The organism is Frateuria sp., from assembly GCF_035943815.1.
Classification (GTDB): domain Bacteria; phylum Pseudomonadota; class Gammaproteobacteria; order Xanthomonadales; family Rhodanobacteraceae; genus Frateuria_A.
This window is the reverse complement of sequence record NZ_DASZBU010000005.1, coordinates 133,525-152,930: the sequence shown is the minus strand read 5'-3', so window position 1 is coordinate 152,930 and position 19,406 is coordinate 133,525. Positions and strand designations below refer to the sequence as shown.

The window sequence follows — 19,406 nt, the reverse complement described above, 5'->3', positions numbered from 1 at the left end:
AGCAGGACCCAGGCGCTCAGCGGCCGGTGAACAGGCGCGTGAGGCGGCGGAAAAAGCCCGGCTTCTTGGCCGGTTCGTTCACGCCCGACTGCACCGCCACCTGGCGCGAGGGCCGCGACGGTGCGACCGCGGCGCGTTCGCGCGGCGGCTTGCGCTCACCGTGCGGCGTGCGGTTTTCCGTCGGGGCCTGTACCTGCGGCGTTGCATTCTCGCCGCCCTCGCGGCGACGACCGCGGCCGCCACGGCGACGGCGACGCTTGTTCGTGCCTTCGCCACCTTCCCGCGCCGATCCAGCGGCCGGCGCGGCGGCACCGGCGGCCACCGCGTCCGGTTGCGTCTCGATCGCCACGGCCACGGCGATTTCGCCCTCCGCACGCGGCGGGCGTGGCGCGCGGCCTTCGCGCGAACCACGTTCGCCATCACGCCCACCCCGGCGTGAACCGCTGCGTGGGCCCTTGCGCTCATCACCGCGCGGCTCGACCTTGTCGCCGAACTGCTCGCTGTCGGCGGCCGCCTGCGCCGCGAATTGCGGGTCGACCTCGCGCGGCTTGGGCATGATCAGCATGTCCGGCTCGACCGTCGCAACCGGGATCTTCTGCCCGATGTAGGCCTCGATCTCCGGCAGGCTCATCGCGTACAGGTCGCAGGCGAAGCTCACCGCGTCGCCCTCGGCGCCCAGGCGCGCGGTGCGGCCGATGCGGTGGACGTAGTCCTCGGCGTCCTGCGGCAAGTCGTAGTTGAAGACGTGGCTGACCGCCGGGATGTGCAGGCCGCGCGCGGCGACGTCGGTGCAGACCAGCATGTCGAGCTGGCCGTCCTGGAAACGCTGCAGCAGCTTCTGGCGCTTGAGCTGCGGCACGTCGCCGGACAGCGCGCCGACGCGGTAGCCCTGGCGCTTGACCCGCTCGGTGATGCGCTCGGCGGCGGCCTTGGTGTTGACGAAGACGATGCTTCGGCTGGGCTTTTCGCGCTCGAGCAGGTTGAGCAGCAGCGGCATCTTCTCTTCCTTGGCCGGGAAGTAGACGACCTGGCGCACCTTGTCGGCGGTGACGTTGTCGGTTTCCACCACCAGCTTCTCGGCCTCGTGCATGTGCTCGTAGGCGAGCTCCAGCACGCGGTGGCTGAGCGTGGCCGAGTACAGCAGCACCTGGCGCTGCTCGCGCGCCGGCAGGCGGCGGAAGATGAAGCGCACGTCCTTGATGAAGCCTAAGTCGAACATGCGGTCGGCCTCGTCGACCACCATCACTTCGACGCCGTTGAAACCGAAAACCTGCTGCTTGTAGTAGTCGAGCAGGCGGCCGGGCGTGGCGATGATGATGTCGCAGCCGTCCTTGAGCTGCTGGCGCTGCTTGTCGTAGTCGACGCCGCCGTAGATCAGGGCGGTCTTCAGGCCCGTGTAGCGGCCGATGTTGCGAGCGTCCTTGTCGATCTGGATGGCCAGCTCGCGGGTGGGCGCGATGATCAGCGCGCGCGGGTCGGAGTCCTTGCGCTCGGCCACCGCCGGCTGGGTCAGCAGACGGTTCATCAGCGAGACCAGGAAGGCGCAGGTCTTGCCGGTGCCGGTCTGCGCCTGGCCGGCGACGTCGCGGCCGGTCAGCGCCACCGGCAGGGTCAGCGCCTGGATCGGCGTGCAGCGGGTGAAGCCCGCCTCGGCGAGGCCTTGCTGCAGCAGCGGGTGGAGGTCGAAGTTGGTGAAGAAGGTGTCGGTCAGTACGGTTTGGGACATGGAGTCATCGAAGTGGGGTGCGGACCACGAAGCGGGCCCGGCTCCGCGGCCAGGCAGGCGCGGAACGGTTGAAGGTTGCGGGGCGGCCGACCGCGCGTGCGCCCTGCCGATCCTTCATGGGGACCGGTCCGGCGCGCGCACCGTCGCTCAACTCCGCCGGTGAAGGCTCGCGACCGACGGTCCCGCTGGCATAGGCGAACGGGCCGGCGCGGCCGATCCGCTCGCCTATGACAACGGAACCCTCCGTCGCCGCCCTTGAATCGCTTGAATCGCGACCCGAGTTACGCTGGAATGGAGGCCTGCCGCAACGGCAATTCCCCGCAGTCTTCCGGTTGGAGCCCGCGCAACATGGGCGCCTCAGTGTAGCCGATGCACGTAGCCGATGCCGGTTGCACGGTCCCGGCCCCCTTCCACGCAACCCACGGAGTTCCTGGTGAGCGACCTGATCACCCACGTCAACGACGATGCCTTCCAGAAGGAAGTGCTCGAGTCCGACACCCCTGTCCTGCTCGATTTCTGGGCCGAGTGGTGCGGCCCGTGCAAGGCCATCGCGCCCATGCTGGACGAACTGGCCAAGCAGTACGAGGGCAAGCTGCGCATCGTCAAGCTGAACATCGACGAAAACCAGAAGACCCCCCGCACCTACGGCGTGCGCGGCATTCCCACGCTGATGGTGTTCAAGCACGGCAAGGTCGAGGCGACCCAGATCGGCGCCGTCAGCAAGGGCCAGCTCGCCCAGATGATCGACAAGGCGCTCTGAAGCTTCCCTCCCCCTGCCGCGCGCGCTTTACGGCGCCGCGCGGCGGGTGCTAGATTCCCCGAACGACCGAAAGGGGCGGTCCGCTTCGCCCCTCCCGCGCGTACCGCGCGACGCTCGTCCTCCCTCCTGTTTCCTCAACGGCGCCCCCAACGAGGTTTGCCCGTGTCCGATATCGAAACCCAAGACCCGTCCGACGCCAAGCGCGCCGAGCCCAAGAGCGCGGATGCGCCGCGCGCACGCGCGCCGCGCAAAACCGCCGCCGACAAGGCCGCCGCCACGGGACCCAGCCCGGCGCCGGTCGCTGCCGCACCACCTGCGCCCGCACCCGCTCCAGTGGCCCCGCCCGCGGCGTCCGCTCCGGCCCCTGCTCCATCGCCGTCCGCCGCACCCGCGCAGGCCAACCTGCCGATCGAACCGGGCGACCATGGCCAGCGGGCCGGGCAGGAATCGCGCGAGGGCGGCCAGGGCGGCAACGGCCAGCAAGGCAATGCCGGCAACGAGCGCCGCAATGACCGCAACGAGCGCGACGGCCGTGGCCGCCGGCGCCGCCACGAGCGTGGCCAGCGCCCCCAAGGGGGACAAGGCGGTGGCCAGGGCGGCGGCAACCAGGGGCAGCCCAACCGCAACAACCCGCGCGGCCTGCCCGAGGACGACGAGAACGCCGACGCCGGCAGCAGCGACCGCCTGATCAACCTCACCGAGCTCAAGCGCAAGAACGCGATCCAGTTGCTGGAGTTCGCCGAATCGCTGGGCGTGCAGGAAGGCGTGGCGCGCGCCCGCAAGCAGGACGTGGTCTTCAACATCCTCAAGGCCCACGCCCGCTCAGGCGGCGGCATCTGGGCCGAGGGCGTGCTGGAGATCCTGCAGGACGGTTTCGGTTTCCTGCGTTCGGCGGACGAGTCCTACCTGGCCGGCCCGGACGACATCTACGTAAGTCCCAGCCAGATCCGCCGCTTCAACCTGCGCACCGGTGACTACATCACCGGGCGCGTGCGCCATCCGAAGGAAGGCGAGCGCTACTTCGCGATGCTCAAGGTCGACGACATCAACGGCGACCCGCCGGAGGCGTCGAAGAACAAGATGCTGTTCGAGAACCTGACGCCGCTGTTCCCGCGCAAGGCGTTCCATCTCGAGCGCGGCAACGGTTCGACCGAGGACATCACCGGCCGCATCCTGGACCTGGTCGCGCCGATCGGCCGCGGCCAGCGCGGCCTGATCGTCTCGCAGCCCAAGTCCGGCAAGACGATGATGCTGCAGAACATCGCCCAGTCGATCCAGTACAACCACCCCGACGTGCACCTGATCATGCTGCTGATCGACGAGCGCCCGGAGGAGGTGACCGAGATCGCCCGCACGGTGCGCGCCGAGGTCATCAGCTCCACGTTCGACGAGCCCGCTGTCCGCCACGTGCAAGTCGCCGAGATGGTGATCGAGCGGGCCAAGCGCCTGGTCGAGCACAAGCGCGACGTGGTGATCCTGCTCGACTCGATCACCCGCCTGGCGCGCGCCTACAACACGGTGGTGCCGAGCTCCGGCAAGGTCCTGACCGGCGGCGTCGACGCCAACGCGCTGCAGCGGCCCAAGCGCTTCTTCGGCGCCGCGCGCAACGTCGAGGAAGGCGGCTCGCTGACCATCATCGCCACCGCGCTGACCGACACCGGCAGCAAGATGGACGAGGTGATCTACGAGGAGTTCAAGGGCACCGGCAACATGGAAGTGCACCTGTCCCGCCGCATCTCCGAGAAGCGCGTCTACCCGGCGATCGACATCAACCGTTCCGGCACCCGCCGCGAAGACCTGCTGATCGATCCTGATCTCCTCGCGAAAATCTGGATCCTGCGCAAGCTGCTGCACCCGATGGACGAGCTGGCGGCGATGGAGTTCATGCTCGACAAGATGAAGAACACCAAGACCAACGACGAGTTCTTCAACTCGATGAAGCGCTGAATGCGCGACGCCCGTGAAAAAGGCCGGCCCTGTGCCGGCTTTTTTCATGGGCGCTTGCGGCTCGATCGAACTTCCGTTGGAATCGACCTCTCTCAACGGAGACGCACGGATGCCCGGTCGCGCCGTCTTGCTGGTCCTGGGATTGCTGGCTGCTCCCCTGCTGCATGCAGCCGACCTGCCCGTGGCACCCGAGCCTTGCCGCGAGGCAACCCAGGCGGGACGCCAGGCGTATCTGCACGGCGCAATGGATGTATCGCCGCAGATCGCACAACTGCTGGTCGACGCCATCGATGGCCGCTTGTCCAGGGTACGGTCGAGCCTGCGCCGGCTGCCCGCGGCCGACCAGCCGCGATGGCGACAGGCGGCGATGCTTACCGCAGTGTATGCCGGTCGGCAAGCCGAAGCTTCAGCGCTGCTGCGCGATGGTGCGGCCATCAATCAGACCGCCTGGCTCCCCGCCTACCGGAGCGCCTTCCTCACGGATGCGCTGTCGCCGCAGTTGCAGGCCCTCGCCCACCAGCAACATGACCCGGGCGAGCATGCGCAAACCTCCGGCCCGGCGCTGGTGGCCGCGGTGAGCTGCGGCGATCAGGCCATGGTCGGCATGCTCCTCAGGCAGGGCGCCGACGCACTCATGCAACCGACAGCGCCAAACGTGGTCGACCTGCTGACCGACGCCACCCTTCAAGGCAACGCCGCTATGGTGGCGCTGCTACTGGATCACGGCGCGACCTCGTGCCACTTCGACCAGCGCGCCCACCTCCACGGTCAGGCTCGATCGCTGGCCGTGCTGGGCAAGCGCGCCGGGCTGCCTGACCGGCTGGCGGTGCGCTTGCGCTGTCCCGCTGAGTAGCGGGGCCGTCCAGCAGCGTGTCCGCCACAGCGGACTCGACATTTCACGGACGCCATCCAGAACCCCGGCGTACACTATTTCGGCCGGCCCCCTTTTCGTGGCCCTGTGCGACCCCATAGTGGCCGCTCCCCTCCCAGCAAGGCACCACCTGTGTCCATACCCAGTGCCGTAAAGAGCACGCCGATCGAAAGCCGCCAGCAACTGGTCGACTATCTCGCCGCCGGCGAAAAGCCGCGCGAGGCCTGGCGCATCGGCACCGAGCACGAGAAATTCGGCTTCCGCACGGATGACCTTCGGCCGCCCACATACGAAGGCGAGCGCGGCATCCGCGCGCTGCTGGAAGGGATTGCGGCGCGTTACGGCTGGGAGATCGCCCGCGAGGGCGAGACGCCGGTGGCGCTGACCCGCGGCAAGGCCAACATCACGCTGGAGCCGGCCGGGCAACTGGAGCTTTCCGGCGCGCCGCTGGAGACCATCCACCAGACCTGTTGCGAGGTGAACGCGCATCTGGAGGAGGTCCGCTCGATCGCCGACGGCCTGGGCCTGGGCTTCCTCGGCATGGGCTTCCAGCCCAAATGGCGCCGCGACGAGATGCCATGGATGCCCAAGGGCCGCTACAAGATCATGCGCGAGTACATGCCCAAGGTCGGCAACCTGGGCCTGGACATGATGACGCGCACCTGCACCGTGCAGGTGAATCTGGATTTCTCCAGTGAAGCCGACATGGTCAAGAAGTTCCGCGCGAGCCTCGCCTTGCAGCCGATCGCCACCGCGCTGTTCGCCGATTCGCCGTTCACCGAAGGGCAGCCCAACGGCTTCCTCTCCTACCGCTCGCAGGTGTGGACGGACACCGATCCGCACCGTACCGGCATGCTCGACTTCGTGTTCGACGAGGGCTTCGGCTACGAGCGCTACGTCGACTACATCCTCGGCGTGCCGATGTACTTCAGCTACCAGGGCGGGCGCTACATCGACCTGTCCGGCCAGGATTTCCGGCGCTTCCTGGACGGCCGGCTGGAAGCCGTACCCGGCACCCGCGCCACGATGAAGGATTGGGCCGACCACCTGACCACCGCCTTCCCCGAGGTGCGCCTAAAGCAGTACCTGGAAATGCGCGGCGCCGACGGCGGCCCGTGGAACCGCCTGTGCGCCCTGCCCGCGCTGTGGGTCGGTCTGCTCTACGACGACGAGGCGCTGGATGCGGCCTGGGACCTGGTCAAGGACTTCTCGATGCAGGAGCGCCACGCATTGCGCGATGGCGTGCCCAGGCAGGCGCTGAAGCTGCCGTTCCGCCGCGGGTCGGTACGCGACCTGGCCCGCGAAACCTTGAAGATCGCCTCCCACGGGCTCAAGCGCCGCGCACGGCTCAACAAGAACGGTGCCGACGAAGGCATCTTCCTCGAACCGATGATCGAGATCGTCGAAGCCAACCAGACTCCGGCCGAACGCAAGCTGGAATTGTTCCATGGTCCCTGGAACGGCAGCGTGGATCCGCTGTTCCGCGAGTTCGCGTACTGAGGCTCTGCTCCCTCCTCCTCGGAGGGAGCCCAAAACAAGAGGGCCGGCTTGCGCCGGCCCTTTCGCTCACTTCTCGTTGCCCTTGGGCGCTTCCTTGAGCCCGCGGTCGATCAGCATCGGCTCGACGCTCGGATCCTTGCCGCGCCAGTCCTTGTACATCCTGGCCAGGTCCTCGGTGTTGCCACGCGAGAGCACCATCTGGCGGAAGCGGTCGCCGTTGGCGCGGGTCAGGCCACCGTGCTCCTTGAACCACTCGAAGCCGTCGTCGGCCAGCATCTGCGTCCACAGGTAGGCGTAGTAGCCGGCGGCGTAGCCGTTGCCCCAGATGTGCTGGAAGTAGCTGGAGCGGTAGCGCGGCGGCACGTAGGGCAGGTTGATCTTGTCCCTGGTCAGCGTGTCCTTCTCGAACTGGTCGGCGTCCTGCTTGGGGGCATCGGCCGGCAGGGTGTGCCAACCCATGTCCAGGAGCGCGGCGGCGACCAGCTCGGTCATGTCGTAGCCCTTGTTGAAGTTGCGCGCCTGCTTGATCTTGTCGACCAGCGCCTGCGGCATGGGCTCGTGCGTCTTGTAGTTGATCGCGTAGTGCGCGAACACCTTCGGATCGGTCGCCCAGTGCTCGTTGAACTGCGAGGGGAACTCGACGAAGTCGCGCGCGGTGTTGGCGCCGGACAGCGAGGGGTACTTGGTGTCCGCGAACATGCCGTGCAGCGCGTGGCCGAACTCGTGGAACATCGTGGTCACGTCGTCGAAGGACAGCAGCGCGGGCTGCCCCGGCGCCGGCTTGGTGAAGTTGGCCACGTTGTAGACCACCGGCTTGGTGCCCAGCAGCGTGGACTGCTCGACCAGGTTGCTCATCCAGGCGCCGCCGTTCTTGTTGTCGCGCTTGAAGTAGTCGCAGTAGAACAGCGCCATCGAGGTGCCGTCCTTGTCGAACACCTCGAACACGCGCACGTCCGGCTGGTAGACCGGGATGTCGTGGCGCTCCTTGAAGGTCAGCCCGTAGAGCCGGTTGGCCGCATAGAACACGCCGTTCTGCAGCACGTTGTCCAGCTCGAAATAGGGCTTGATCTGGTTTTCGTCCAGGTCGTACTTGGCCTTGCGCACCTGCTCGGCGTAGTGCTGCCAGTCCCACGCGGCGAGCTTGAAGCCGCCGTGCTGGGCGTCGATCACGTCCTGGATGTCCTTGGCCTCGCGCTGGGCGCGGCCGGTGGCGGCGGGCACCAGGTCCTGCATGAAGGAGATCGCCGTGTCCGGCGTCTTGGCCATCTGGTCCTCGAGCTTCCAGGCCGCGTAGGTCGGGTAGCCCAGCAGCTTGGCCTGGGTCGCGCGGATCTGCGCGAGGCGCTCGATGGTGGCGCGGGTGTCGTTGGCGTCGCCCTTTTCGGCGCGGTCCCACGAGGCCTTGAACAGCGCCTCGCGGGTGCCGCGATCGCTGAGGTCCTGCAGCGCCGGCTGCTGGGTGGTGTTCTGCAGCGGCACGAGCCACTTGCCGTCGAGATGGCGGCCCTGGGCATCCTTGGCCGCGGCGGCGAGTGCGCCATCGGAAAGGCCGGCGAGCTTGGCCTTGTCATCGACCACCAGCGCGCCGTTCTTGGTCGCGGCCAGCAGCTTGTTGGTGAACTGCGTGCTGAGGGTGGACTCTTCCTTGTTGAGGTCCTTCAGCTTGGCCTTGTCCGCATCGGACAGCTTGGCGCCGTTGTGCACGAAGTCCTTGTAGGTGACCTCGACCAGGCGCAGCGATTCGGCATCCAGGCCCAGCTTGTCGCGCTGGTCGTAGATCGCCTGGATGCGCTGGAACAGCTTGGGATTGAGGTAGATCGCGTCCTGGTGCGCGGCGAGCTTGGGCGCCTCCTCTTCCTGCACCTTCTGCAGTGCGTCGGAGGTGTTGGCGCCGGTCACCGCATCGAAGGCGAGCATCGCGCGCTTGAGCAGCGCGCCGGCCTTCTCCATCGCAACGAAGGTGTTCTCGAAGGTCGGCGCCTCGGGGTTGTCGGCGATCTTCTCGATCTCGGCCAGGTGCTGGCGCATGCCCTCCTCGATCGCCGGCTGGTAGTCGCCTTCCTTGATCTTGTCAAACGGCGGCGCCTGGAACGGCAGCGTGCTGACGGCGAAGAACGGGTTGGCGGTGTTCGCCTCGGCGGTGCTGGCGCCGGCGGCCGGCGTACTCGCGGCGGGGGCGGGCGTGGACGGGTTGGCTTGGTTGGACGAATGCGAACAGGCGGCCATGGCGATCGAAGTGGCGATCACGAGCAAGCGAAGACGGGGCATCGGGTTTCCCAAGAGTGGTCCGCGGTGCGGAACGGATGAGTCAAGCGATCGACTCTAACCACACTGGGGCGGGACTTCCAAGGGCTGGAAGTCGAACCACACCCACGCCTGCTCAGGCCGCACGCATGTCGCGCAGCTTCCAGCCCGAGCCGATCAGCCATTCCAGCCGCTGGCGCACCACGCGCATAGGCAGGTCGGTGACCAGGTCCAGGTCGACGTGCAGATCGGACACCTTGGCGCTGGCATGCGCCTGCGGATCGGTGGCGGCCTGGCTCATGTCGACCGCGTCCGGATCCGGCTGCTGCGCGCGCCAGCGCTCGAACAGGCCGGTGCCACGCAGGGCCTCCTGCAGCGCAGCGGCCAGATCGGCAGGGTTGGCACCCTGCCAGGCGAGGGCCGGGTCGGCACCGCGCGCATGCCGGATGTCGTCGATGGACAGGTAGTAGTGGTTGCGGTTGCTCATGCGTAGTCCTGGAGTGACCCAATGGTGGATCGAAGCATGCGGCGCGTGAAGCCGCTGCCATGCGGACGGCCTCGCCATGCCAGAGCCGCTCAGCCGGAAGAATGCTGGAACAGCGGCGTCAGATCGAGCCGCGCGGCCGCCTGCGCCGGATCCGCGCCATGCGGCAGCACACCCAGGCAGGGCGCCGGCAACGACTCGCGCAGGGTTTCCAGGTTGTCCTGCACCGCCGCCATCGCCGGATCGATGCGGTTGCCGATCCAGCCGGCCAGGCGGCAGCCGTCGGCCAGGATCGCCCGCGCGCTCAGCAGGGCGTGGTTTAGGCAGCCCAGTCGCAGGCCCACCACCAGCACCACCGGCAGGTCCCATTGCTGCGGAATGGCCGAGGCCAGCAGGCCCGGTGAAAGCGGCACCATCCAGCCGCCGACGCCTTCGACCACCACGGCGTCGTGGCTCGCGCGCAGCGCATCGAACGCCGCGCGCAACGGCGCCAGTTCGATGGTGACACCCTCCAGTCGCGCCGCCAGGTGCGGCGAGAGCGGCTCGCGCAGCGCCACCGGGTTGATCGCCGCGTACGGCAGCGCGCTGCTGCCGGCCGCCTGCAGCGCGAGTGCGTCCTCGTTGCGCAGGCCCTCGGGCGTCTGCAGGCAGCCGCTCGCCACCGGCTTCATGCCGCACACGCGCGGATAGTGCGCGCGCAGTGCGTGGATCAGCGTGCAGGCCGCGTGGGTCTTGCCGATGCCGGTATCGGTGCCGGCGACAAACAGTCCCCTGCTCATGCGCGTGCCTGGCGCCGGCGAAAGCGCGCGGTAAGCGGCCCGATCAGGAACATAAGGCTGTAGAGCATGCCCGGCAGGCCCCACGCGTCCCCAGCATGTCCAGCCGGCCGGCTTCGCTCCCTTCGCGCTGTTCGGTCAGGCTCATGCTTCCTCTCCGCCCCCTTGTTATTGCGGCGCATAATAAGGGCTTTGCCGCCGGAAGCCGTGCCATGTTCCATCTGCCTACGAGCACCTTCGCCAGCAAGCGCGAACACTACGCGGAGCTCGCCAGCCAGGCGCGCGGCCTGCTCGCGGGCGAGTGCGACCTGATCGCCAACGCGGCCAACTTCAGCGCGCTGGTGTTCCACAGCCTGCCCGATCTCAACTGGGCCGGCTTCTACCTGTTCGATGGCACCGAGTTGGTCGTGGGACCGTTCCAGGGCAAGCCGGCCTGCGTGCGCATCGCGCTGGGCCGCGGCGTGTGCGGCACCGCGGCGCAGACGCGCCAGATCCAGTTGGTGTACGACGTCAACGCATTCGATGGCCACATCGCCTGCGATGCGGATTCACAGTCGGAAATCGTGGTGCCGCTGGTGAAGGCCGACGGCTCGCTGCTGGGCGTGTGGGACGTGGACAGCCCGCGCGTGGGCCGCTTCGACGAAGACGATCGTGCCGGCATGGCGGCCCTGTGCGCGGTGTTCATGGCATCGCTGGGTTGAACCGCCCGCGTCCCGGCCATTGCCGCGGGCGGAAGGTCAGCCGCGCGGTGTGCGCAGCAGCCTGAGCACCGCTTCGCGCGCCGGCTCCACGCCGGTGCCGTCGGCCGAGGAAAACACCTGCGCGGTCGCCTGCATGCCGTCGGCGAAACCTTTGCGCACCGCGGTGAGCGCCTGCATCGCCTGGCTGCGCGAGAGCTTGTCCGCCTTGGTCATCAACAGATGGCAGGGCAATCCGGTCTCGAAGCAGAAGCGGAGCATCAGGCGGTCGAATTCCTTCAGCTCGTGGCGGATGTCGGCGATCAGCACCACGCCGCGCAGGCTCTGGCGGCGGTGCAGGTAGGCGTCGATCTCCTGTTTCCAGTGTTCGCGCAGTTCCTCGGGCACCTTGGCGTAGCCGTAGCCGGGCAGGTCGATCAGCCGTGCTTCCAGCGGCGCCTCGTCCTCGCCCTGCGCCAGCGGCGGCAGCGAAAAGGCGACCATCTGCTGGGTGCGGCCCGGCGTCTTGGAGGTGCGCGCCAGCCCCTTGTGCCCGGTCAGCGTATTGAGCGCGCTGGACTTGCCGGCGTTGGAGCGGCCGGCGAAGGCCACCTCCGCGCCGCGGTCGGCCGGCAGCTGGCTGATGCGATGGGCGGCCAGCAAGAACTGTGCGCCGTTGAGGGGATTGGACATGGAACGGTTTGACCCGGATGCGTGGGCGCGGGGATAATCCCGCGGTTTCTGCCTGCCGCGGGCCATGTTGGCAGCGGTTCGCGGCGGATGTGAGCGGTCTTTCGGGAGACAAGTGTATGAGTTTTCGGTCCGCCGGTTTCCGGCCTGCTGCCTTGAAGGGCATGGTCGCCCTCGTGTTCGCGCTTTCGGTGAGCGTGGTCGTGGCGCAGGAGGCCAAGCCTGCGACGCGCGCGCCCGCCACCGCGGCCGGTGCCAAGCAGAGCAGCCCCGCCGGCACGCCGGCCGTCAGCAGCACCGCACCGGCGCCGGCCAACAACGGCCAGCAGGCCGCCGCCACGCCGACCGCGGCCGCCTCCGCCGCGCAGCCGGCCGCGCCGGCCGAAGCCACCGCCGCGGTGAAGGCCGGTGACGCCGCCGCCGGCCAGGGCAAGGCCGCCGCCTGCGGCGCCTGCCACGGCATGGACGGCAACTCCTCCGACGCGCAGTACCCCAAGCTGGCCGGCCAGAACGAGGCCTACATCGTCCGCCAGCTGACCCACTTCAAGGCGGCCCAGCGGCAGAACCCGATCATGATGGGCATGGCCGCGCCGCTCTCGGAGCAGGACATGCACGACCTGGGCGCCTATTTCGCCAGCAAGCGGTCGCTGCCGGGCGTGGCCGACGCCGCGCTGGTCGAGCAGGGCGAGAAGCTGTTCCGGCAGGGTGACACCGACCGCGGCATCCCCGCCTGCATGGCGTGCCACAGCATCGACGGCCGCGGCAATCCGGGCGCGGCCTATCCGCAGCTGACCAGCCAGCACGCGCAGTACGTCGAGAAGACGCTCAAGTCCTGGCACGACGGCACCACCTGGGGCGACGACGCGCAGGCCAAGATCATGCCGTCGATCGCCAAGAAGCTGGACGACAAGGACATCGCCGCGCTGGCCAGCTACGTCGAGGGCCTGCACACGGCCGACGACGCGGCCGCCAAGCCGGCCACGCCCTGATCGCTCCCCACACGCCGGCCCACAAGCCGGCGTGTCCGTCTTGAAGCCACTGCCCAGCCCGAGGTCCGCCATGTTCAAGCGCCTGCCGATCCTGTGTGCCGCCCTGCTCGCGCTAGCCGCCTGCAGCCACGGCAGCGACAACGGCAGCGCGCCGACGGCGCCGACCGCCAGCAGCACGGCCGCGACGGCGCCCGCCACCACCCCGGCACCCACGGCCAGCGCCGCGGGCAGCGCGGCTCCGGCTGGCGCGGCCAGCGCGCCGGCCAGCGCCGGCAGCTCGGCTGCCGCGTCGCCGGCACCGGCCGCGCCGCCGGCACAGCCATTCGTCGACGACGGCAAGTGGGTGGAAGGCAAGAACTACTTCCGCATCGAGCCGGCCCAGCCCAAGGCCACCTCCACCGACAAGATCGAGGTGACCGAGGTGTTCTCCTACGGCTGCCCGGCCTGCAACCAGTTCCACCCGATCGTGGCGAAGCTCGCCGCGAGCCTCCCTGCCAACGCGGTGATGGCCTACCTGCCGGCCTCGTTCATCCCGCAGGAGAACTGGCCGATGCTGCAGCGCGCCTACTTCGCGGCCAAGGCCCTGGGCGTGGCCGACAAGGGCAACGATGCGATGTACGACGCGGTGTGGAAGAGCGGCGAACTGTCGGCGATGAACCCCACCGGCACGGGCCTCAAGCCGCACGAGGCGCTGCCCACGATCGAGGACGCCGCCAAGGTCTACGCCAAGTACGGCGCCGACCCCAAGGAATTCGTCGCGGTCGCCAACTCCTTCAGCATCAACACGCAGATGAAGCGCGCCGACGACCTGATCAAGGCCTACGGCGTCACCGGCACGCCGACCATCGTGGTCGACGGCAAGTACCGCTTCGACGTCAGCAGCGCCGGCGGCTACCCGCAGGCGATCGAACTGGCCAACTGGCTGGTGGCCAAGGAAGCGGCGGGCAAGTAGTCCGGCAAGCCGCTCGCAGTACGCGGCGGGCGTTGGGAAACTTGGCTTTCTTCGCGTGGTCCAACGCGCGATTTCCGGGACCCGTGCATCACGGCGCATGACCGCTGGTGGTTCAATGGCGGCACCGGTACGCCATGCACACGGGCGGCGCGCTCCCCGCCCGGCGACATCCACCTCAGGGAGAATCCCATGATCAAGCCCTTTGCCCGCCTGCGCCTGCTGTCCGTGCTCGGCGGCCTGCTGCTGGCCAGCGCCTGCACCGCCGCGCCCGGGACGCCGGCGCCGTTCACCGAGGGCGACCAGTACGTGACCCTGCCCGCGCCGCACGAGCGCTACAGCCCCGAGGGCAAGGTCGAGGTGGTCGAGGTGTTCTCCTACGGCTGCATCCACTGCGCGCACTTCGCGCCGCTGGCCGAGCAGCTGCGCAAGTCGCTGCCCAAGGGCGTGGTGTTCAAGCTGATGCCGGCGCCCTTCAACGAGGAATGGCTGCCGTACGCGCGCGCCTACTACGCCGCCGACAAGCTGGGCGTGGTCGAGCGTACGCACCTGCAGCTGTTCCAGGCCAAGTTCGACCAGCACTACCCGATCAACACGCTGGACGAGTTGGCCGACTTCTACGCCAGTCACGGCGTGGACCGCGCCCAGTTCATGCGCATCGCCACCTCGCCCGAGGCCACCGAGCAGCTGAAGAAGGATTTCGCGCTGCTGCAGAAATGGCAGATCGACGGCACCCCGACCTTGGTGGTCGACGGCAAGTACCGCACGACCTCGCACGTGAAGTCCCTGCAGGAACTGGTGGACCTCACCCAGTGGCTGGCCAAGCGCGAGCTGGCGGGCAAGTAGGCCACGGCCTCGCAGCCTCGCGTTCACGCACGGCAGGCGATGCTCCGCGCATCGCCGCCCAAGGTTCCGACCGCCGCACCTCGATGACCCGAGCCGCCACCGACCCAGCCGCCTCCGAACGCCGCCTGCGCCTGCTCAGCTGCAACATCCTGGCCGGCGCCAGCGTGCAGCGCTACAGCGAATACGTCACCCGCAGCATCAACGCGGTGCTGCCCGGACGCAGCAAGCTGGACAACCTCGACCGCCTGGCCGAGGTACTGCCCCAGTTCGACGTGATCGGCCTGCAGGAAGCCGATGCCGGCAGCCTGCGCTCGGGCTTCCTCAACCAGACCCGCTATCTGGCTGAGGCCTCCGGCCTGCCGTTCTGGAGCCACCAGCCGAACCGGCCGATGGCGCGCCTGGCGCACTCGGCCAACGGCCTTATCAGCCGGATGGAACCGCACAGCGTCTACGACTACCCGCTGCCCAGCCGCATTCCCGGCCGCGGCGCGCTGCTGGTGCGCTACGGCGCCGAAGCCGAGGCTCTGACCGTGATGATCGCCCACCTCTCGCTCTCGGCGCAGGCGCGCGCGCGCCAGCTCGCCTTCATCGCCGAAGTGCTGCACGAATACCCCAACGTGGTGCTGATGGGCGACCTCAACACCGAGGCGAGCAGCGCCGAGATGCGCCACCTGTTCGCGCGCTGCGCGCTGCAGCCGCCGACGCAGCCCACGCCGACCTTTCCCAGCTGGAAGCCGCGCCGGGCGCTGGACCACATCCTGCTTTCCGAATCGCTGCAGCTCGAACGCGTGTGGGCGCTGCCGCAGGCGTTCTCCGACCACTTGCCGCTGGCGGCCGAGATCCGCCTGCCGGCCACACTGGCGCCACGCGCCCAACGGTTGCGCCGATGAGCCGCACGCTGCGTCTGACCCTGCCCTGGTTCGCCATCGCGCTGGTCGCGCTGGCGGCCGCCACGCTGCGCTACGGAGTGATCGAGCCGGCATCGGTGGCGCACCTGTGCGGCGCCGACGGCGGCCCGGGCTGGTGCGCCTGGCGGCAGTGGGCGGTGCTGGGTTTCCTGAGCTACGGCTACGGCTACGCGGCGCTCACTGCAGCCTTCGTCGCGCTGGTCGCGCGCCATCCGCTGGCGGCCTGGCTGGCCGCCGCGCTGGGCTTCGCCGCGCTGGTGCTGTACTGCTTCGAGGCCGGCGCGTTCGCGCTGCTGGTCGGCGCATTACGCCTGCTGCGTGCGCAGGCCGGCGACTTCACGCCAGGCGAGCAGCACCGGCAGGGCGAGGGCGAGGTTCAACCCCAGCCATAACCAGGCGGTGAGGTTCAGCCCCGCCTCCTGCACCACCACCAGCGTGCCGAGCACGGGCAGGGTGCAGGCCAGCAGGCGGTGCTCCGCCGGCGGCATCGCCGGCGCCGCGGACAACCAGCCGGACAGCGCGTAGCCCACGCAGGGCAGCGCGAACAAGCCCAGCGGGAAGTCGCGGTAGCGCCCATCGAACACCATCAGCAGGCCGTACCAGGCCAGCCCGAACAGCCAGCCCAACCGCAACCACGCCGGCGGCGAGACGCCCTCGTCCATGCCGGCCAGGCGGCGCGCGATGCCGCGCGCCAGCCACGCCGCGGTGGCGAGCGCGGCCAGGCAGGCGGCAACCGAAACGCTCCATTCGAACAGGTCGCGGCAGGCGTAGGCCATCTGCCGTCCCTGCCAGGCCAGCGCCGCGCCCGTGGCGAAGCCGGCCAGCAGCGACGCATACAGGCCGCGTCCGCGCTCGCGCGCGGCCATGGCGAACGCCACCGCGCCCAGCGCTCCGGCCAGCCAGCCCCACCACCAGCGGGGTTCCTCCACCACCGGGCCGGTCATCGGAAATTTCGGCCGCGCGCCCACGTCAAAGATGCCCCAGTAGCCCCCCACGGTGCCTTCCTGCATGCGCTTCCATGGCTGGTCGAAGGCCTCGATCACGTTGTAGGGCATCTGCACGGTTACGGCGTAGGCCAGGAACTGGCGCAGGTAGCGCGCCTCGTTCACCAGCGTGGCCCGCGCCGCGCGGCGCGGGCGGCCGGCACTGGGCCAGCCGGTCTCGCCGACCATCACCCGCTTGCCGGGAAACGCCTGCTGCATGCGCGCATAGACCTCGGCCACGTGACGCACGGCGTGCTCCGGCGGCACCGGCTCGTCCTCCCAGTAGGGCAGGATGTGGATGGTCAGGTAATCGACCGCTTCGGCCATCTGCGGGTAGCGCAGCCAGAACTCCCACACGTCCGCATAGCTCACCGGCACCGACGCCGGGACCGCCGCGCGCACCTGCCGCACGTAGCTGGCCAGTGCCTGCGGCGAAAGCTCTCCGCGCAGCAGCACCTCGTTGCCCACGATCACCCCGCGCAGCGCCTGCGGATGCGCCTTCGCCGTGGCGATGCCCATCGCGACCTCGCGCGCGTTGGCCTCGAGGTCGCGGCCGAGCCAGATGCCCATCAGCACCTGCATGCCATGGCGCTGTGCGATGGCCGGCACGGCAGCCAAGCCCTGTCCTTGCGCGTAGGTCCGCACGCAATCGAAGCGCTGCGACAGCGCGCCCAGATCGGCGTCGATACGCTCGGGGCTGATGAAGGTGGCTGCGTCGTAGGGCGTCTCGCCCGGCCGGCGGTACGGTGCATAGGACACGCAGGCGATCCGCGAGGAGGGCGCATCCGGCAAGGCCACCGGCCGGCCCATCCACCACCAGCCCGCCAGCCCGGCGATTGCCGCCAGCGCGAGCACGGCCCAAACGGGCCAATGCGGACGGGAGCGGAGCGACGGCGTGATCGACATGCCCTTCCTGGCGCGGCAGCGAAACCGGCGAGCTTAGCAGCAGCGCCGGTTAACGCACGTCCGGGTCGCGCTTACTACACTTGCCGCAATGATCTCGAACACCTTTCAGGCCGCGCGCGCGCGGCGTCCGTTGCCGTATCTCCTGTTTGCCCTGCTCACCGCCTGGCTCGGCCTCGCGGCGACGGCGAGCGCCGCGCCCTCGCTGGCCGAACAGCGCATCGCCTTCAAGCAGGCCTGGGCGGTCGCCCAGCAGGGTGGCGACGGCTGGCGCGCATGGGCCGGCAAGCTGGCCGGCTATCCGCTGTATCCCTATCTGGAAGAAGCCGCGCTCGAGCACGACGCGGCCACGCTCGACCGCGCAACCGTCGCCGCCTTCCTCAAGCGCTACCCCGACCTGCTGCCGGCCGCCGACCTGCGCCGCGCCTGGCTGCTGGAACAGGCGCGCCAGCAGCACTGGGACGACTTCCTGGCGCTCTACCAGAGCGGCCTGGGCGACACGCTCGCCTGCGACGCGCTGCAGGCGAAGCTGGCGCAGGGCGGCACGCTCGACTTCCAGCGCGACCTCGCCACGCTGTGGGCCAAGCCCAGCCTGCCCGACGCCTGCGACCCGGTGATCGACGCCGCGCACGCGGCCGGCCTGCTCACCGATGCGCGCCTGTGGACGCGCATCGACCGTGCGGTCGATGCCGGCCAGGGCGGCACCGTCGCGGCGCTGGCCGCATGGCTGCCGGCGGAGGAAGGCAAGGCCGCCGCGCGCCTGGCGCAGGCGCTGCGCGATCCGGCCGCGGCGGTGGCCGATGCGGTGAACTGGCCCGATACGCCCCGCCAGCGCCAGGCTGCAGCGCTTGCGCTGCAGCGCCTTGCGCGCCGTGATACCTCCGCAGCCGATACCGCATGGCAGCGGTTGCAGGCGCGTTTCGCCTTCATGCCGTCGCAGCGCGACGGGGTGATGTACGCGCTGGCGCTCTATCACGCCACCGATTTCGACGAGCACGCACTCGATCGCCTGGCCGCCCTGCCTGCCGCCGCGCAGACCGAGGCCAGCCGTGAATGGCGCGCCCGCGTGGCGCTGGCCCGGCAGGACTGGAGCGCCGTGCTGGCCGCCATCGACGCGATGCCCGCGAGCCAGCAGGGCCAGGACGAGTGGCGCTATTTCCGCGCCCGCGCAATGGCGGCGACAGGCCAGGATGCCGCCGCGGAAGCGCTGTATGCCGAGCTCGCGCGCGAACCAACCTACTACGGTTTCCTCGCCGCCGACCGCACACAGGGCGACTATGCGATCTGCGCGGCCAGCCCGCCCGACGATACGCAGCGCGAGCAGGTGCTGCAGGCCGATCCAGGCCTGCAGCGCGCGTTCGAACTGTACGCAGTCGACCTGCCCAGGCTGGCGCGCCGCGAGTGGTCGCGCGCGCTGGACGGCGCGGACGCGGCGACCCTGCGCGCCGCCGCGAGACTGGCCTATGCACAAGGCTGGTACGACCGCGCCGTATTCACCTTCTCCAGCGGCATCGCGCTGCGCTACTACGACCAGCGCTTCCCGCTGGCCAGCCCCGACGGCGTGGTGCCGCAAGCCCAGCAGGCCGGCATCGACCCGTCCTGGGCCTACGCCATCGCCCGCGCCGAGAGCGCGTGGGTGAGCGACGCGCGCTCGGGCGCCGACGCGCGCGGCCTGATGCAGCTGGTCCCGGCCACCGCCGCACGGGTGGCCAAGCAGTACGGGCTCGGCTGGAGCGGCGGCGATTCGCTGTATGACCCGGTGGTCAACATCATGCTCGGCACCCGCTACCTGGCGCAGATGGCCGCTCGCTTCAACGGCGCGCCGTGGCTTGCCAGCGCCGCCTACAACGCCGGGCCAAACAAGGTCGACCAGTGGCTGGACGCGCGCGGCACGCTGCCGCCGGACCTGTTCGTGGCGACCATCCCTTACCGCGAGACCCGCGACTACGTGGCGCGCGTGATGGCCTTCTCGGTGATCTACGACTGGCGTCTGTCCGGCAAGGCCTTGCCGCTGGCCTCGCGGATGCCGCCGATCGGCCAGCCGTACAGCCTTCCGGACATCCATACGCCACGCAAGGACGTGGCCTGCCCCGCCACGCCGGCACCCGCCGCAGCGTCCAGCGCGGTCGCCGGCACGGGCACGGTGCGCTGAA

The 19,406-nt window shown here is 69.5% G+C and carries 17 protein-coding genes; 11 read left to right on the top strand and 6 right to left on the bottom strand.

What is annotated here, in order from left to right; genetic code table 11:
* Window positions 1-16 precede the first annotated feature (16 nt).
* On the bottom strand, window positions 17-1,726 hold the full coding sequence (locus VGU65_RS02345; protein WP_327472554.1) for an ATP-dependent RNA helicase RhlB: 1,710 nt from the start codon (window positions 1,724-1,726) through the stop codon (window positions 17-19).
* 433 nt (window positions 1,727-2,159) lie between these two features.
* On the opposite strand from VGU65_RS02345, the gene trxA reads away from it, so the two are divergent.
* The 4 genes from trxA (at window position 2,160) to VGU65_RS02325 (ending at window position 6,804) form a co-directional block, all read left to right on the top strand.
* Window positions 2,160-2,486 carry a thioredoxin TrxA gene (gene trxA / locus VGU65_RS02340; protein WP_524537784.1) on the top strand — a complete coding sequence of 109 codons (327 nt, stop codon included), beginning with the start codon at window positions 2,160-2,162 and terminating at the stop codon, window positions 2,484-2,486.
* Between the two features lie 162 nt (window positions 2,487-2,648).
* Window positions 2,649-4,433: a transcription termination factor Rho gene (gene rho, locus VGU65_RS02335; protein ID WP_327472553.1), complete on the top strand. Its 1,785-nt coding sequence runs from the start codon at window positions 2,649-2,651 to the stop codon at window positions 4,431-4,433.
* Window positions 4,434-4,446: 13 nt separating this feature from the next.
* Window positions 4,447-5,286 (top strand): ankyrin repeat domain-containing protein, encoded by an 840-nt coding sequence (locus VGU65_RS02330; protein WP_327472552.1) that lies wholly within the window; start codon window positions 4,447-4,449, stop codon window positions 5,284-5,286.
* A 150-nt stretch (window positions 5,287-5,436) separates the two neighbouring features.
* Window positions 5,437-6,804 (top strand): glutamate--cysteine ligase, encoded by a 1,368-nt coding sequence (locus VGU65_RS02325; protein WP_327472551.1) that lies wholly within the window; start codon window positions 5,437-5,439, stop codon window positions 6,802-6,804.
* Between the two features lie 66 nt (window positions 6,805-6,870).
* Here VGU65_RS02325 and dcp read toward each other — a convergent pair whose 3' ends face one another.
* From dcp to bioD, 3 genes are all read right to left on the bottom strand, one after another.
* Window positions 6,871-9,072, bottom strand: a complete 2,202-nt coding sequence (gene dcp / locus VGU65_RS02320; RefSeq protein ID WP_327472550.1) for a peptidyl-dipeptidase Dcp — start codon at window positions 9,070-9,072, stop codon at window positions 6,871-6,873.
* Between the two features lie 112 nt (window positions 9,073-9,184).
* The gene (locus tag VGU65_RS02315; RefSeq protein WP_327472549.1) at window positions 9,185-9,535 is read right to left on the bottom strand and encodes a hypothetical protein; all 351 of its coding nucleotides are present in this window, start codon (window positions 9,533-9,535) and stop codon (window positions 9,185-9,187) included.
* Between the two features lie 89 nt (window positions 9,536-9,624).
* Window positions 9,625-10,311: a dethiobiotin synthase gene (bioD, locus tag VGU65_RS02310; protein ID WP_327472548.1), complete on the bottom strand. Its 687-nt coding sequence runs from the start codon at window positions 10,309-10,311 to the stop codon at window positions 9,625-9,627.
* Between the two features lie 209 nt (window positions 10,312-10,520).
* On the opposite strand from bioD, the gene msrC reads away from it, so the two are divergent.
* Complete coding sequence (gene msrC, locus VGU65_RS02305) at window positions 10,521-11,009, top strand: free L-methionine (R)-S-oxide reductase MsrC (protein ID WP_327472547.1); 489 nt, start codon at window positions 10,521-10,523, stop codon at window positions 11,007-11,009.
* Between the two features lie 36 nt (window positions 11,010-11,045).
* Here msrC and yihA read toward each other — a convergent pair whose 3' ends face one another.
* The gene (yihA, locus tag VGU65_RS02300; RefSeq protein ID WP_327472546.1) at window positions 11,046-11,678 is read right to left on the bottom strand and encodes a ribosome biogenesis GTP-binding protein YihA/YsxC; all 633 of its coding nucleotides are present in this window, start codon (window positions 11,676-11,678) and stop codon (window positions 11,046-11,048) included.
* Between the two features lie 116 nt (window positions 11,679-11,794).
* Between yihA and VGU65_RS02295 the strand changes: the two genes are divergently transcribed.
* The 5 genes from VGU65_RS02295 to VGU65_RS02275 all read left to right on the top strand — a co-directional run bounded on the left by VGU65_RS02295 (window position 11,795) and on the right by VGU65_RS02275 (window position 15,759).
* Window positions 11,795-12,664: a c-type cytochrome gene (locus VGU65_RS02295; protein WP_327472545.1), complete on the top strand. Its 870-nt coding sequence runs from the start codon at window positions 11,795-11,797 to the stop codon at window positions 12,662-12,664.
* 70 nt (window positions 12,665-12,734) lie between these two features.
* Window positions 12,735-13,616, top strand: coding sequence for a thiol:disulfide interchange protein DsbA/DsbL (locus VGU65_RS02290; protein WP_327472544.1), 882 nt, complete (start codon window positions 12,735-12,737; stop codon window positions 13,614-13,616).
* Between the two features lie 189 nt (window positions 13,617-13,805).
* On the top strand, window positions 13,806-14,459 hold the full coding sequence (locus VGU65_RS02285; RefSeq protein ID WP_327472543.1) for a thiol:disulfide interchange protein DsbA/DsbL: 654 nt from the start codon (window positions 13,806-13,808) through the stop codon (window positions 14,457-14,459).
* Window positions 14,460-14,542: 83 nt separating this feature from the next.
* Window positions 14,543-15,349: an endonuclease/exonuclease/phosphatase family protein gene (locus VGU65_RS02280; protein ID WP_327472542.1), complete on the top strand. Its 807-nt coding sequence runs from the start codon at window positions 14,543-14,545 to the stop codon at window positions 15,347-15,349.
* Window positions 15,346-15,759: a hypothetical protein gene (locus VGU65_RS02275; protein WP_327472541.1), complete on the top strand. Its 414-nt coding sequence runs from the start codon at window positions 15,346-15,348 to the stop codon at window positions 15,757-15,759. Before VGU65_RS02280 ends, VGU65_RS02275 begins: the two co-directional genes overlap by 4 nt.
* Here VGU65_RS02275 and VGU65_RS02270 read toward each other — a convergent pair.
* The gene (locus tag VGU65_RS02270; RefSeq protein ID WP_327472540.1) at window positions 15,673-17,256 is read right to left on the bottom strand and encodes a glycoside hydrolase family 17 protein; all 1,584 of its coding nucleotides are present in this window, start codon (window positions 17,254-17,256) and stop codon (window positions 15,673-15,675) included. The genes VGU65_RS02275 and VGU65_RS02270 overlap by 87 nt on opposite strands.
* Before the next feature lie 88 nt (window positions 17,257-17,344).
* Here VGU65_RS02270 and VGU65_RS02265 point away from each other — a divergent pair, with 88 nt between their 5' ends.
* Window positions 17,345-19,405, top strand: a complete 2,061-nt coding sequence (locus tag VGU65_RS02265) for a transglycosylase SLT domain-containing protein (RefSeq protein WP_327472539.1) — start codon at window positions 17,345-17,347, stop codon at window positions 19,403-19,405.
* Window position 19,406: the final 1 nt, after the last annotated feature.

What these genes read in the sequence shown, in the direction of transcription:
- VGU65_RS02345 (WP_327472554.1), bottom strand. Translation starts at nt 1,726, where the DNA reads ATGTCCCAAACCGTACTGACCGACACCTTCTTCACCAACTTCGACCTC.
- dcp (WP_327472550.1), bottom strand. Translation starts at nt 9,072, where the DNA reads ATGCCCCGTCTTCGCTTGCTCGTGATCGCCACTTCGATCGCCATGGCC.
- VGU65_RS02315 (WP_327472549.1), bottom strand. Translation starts at nt 9,535, where the DNA reads ATGAGCAACCGCAACCACTACTACCTGTCCATCGACGACATCCGGCAT.
- bioD (WP_327472548.1), bottom strand. Translation starts at nt 10,311, where the DNA reads ATGAGCAGGGGACTGTTTGTCGCCGGCACCGATACCGGCATCGGCAAG.
- msrC (WP_327472547.1), top strand. Translation starts at nt 10,521, where the DNA reads ATGTTCCATCTGCCTACGAGCACCTTCGCCAGCAAGCGCGAACACTAC.
- yihA (WP_327472546.1), bottom strand. Translation starts at nt 11,678, where the DNA reads ATGTCCAATCCCCTCAACGGCGCACAGTTCTTGCTGGCCGCCCATCGC.
- VGU65_RS02295 (WP_327472545.1), top strand. Translation starts at nt 11,795, where the DNA reads ATGAGTTTTCGGTCCGCCGGTTTCCGGCCTGCTGCCTTGAAGGGCATG.
- VGU65_RS02290 (WP_327472544.1), top strand. Translation starts at nt 12,735, where the DNA reads ATGTTCAAGCGCCTGCCGATCCTGTGTGCCGCCCTGCTCGCGCTAGCC.
- VGU65_RS02285 (WP_327472543.1), top strand. Translation starts at nt 13,806, where the DNA reads ATGATCAAGCCCTTTGCCCGCCTGCGCCTGCTGTCCGTGCTCGGCGGC.
- VGU65_RS02280 (WP_327472542.1), top strand. Translation starts at nt 14,543, where the DNA reads ATGACCCGAGCCGCCACCGACCCAGCCGCCTCCGAACGCCGCCTGCGC.
- VGU65_RS02275 (WP_327472541.1), top strand. Translation starts at nt 15,346, where the DNA reads ATGAGCCGCACGCTGCGTCTGACCCTGCCCTGGTTCGCCATCGCGCTG.
- VGU65_RS02270 (WP_327472540.1), bottom strand. Translation starts at nt 17,256, where the DNA reads ATGTCGATCACGCCGTCGCTCCGCTCCCGTCCGCATTGGCCCGTTTGG.
- VGU65_RS02265 (WP_327472539.1), top strand. Translation starts at nt 17,345, where the DNA reads ATGATCTCGAACACCTTTCAGGCCGCGCGCGCGCGGCGTCCGTTGCCG.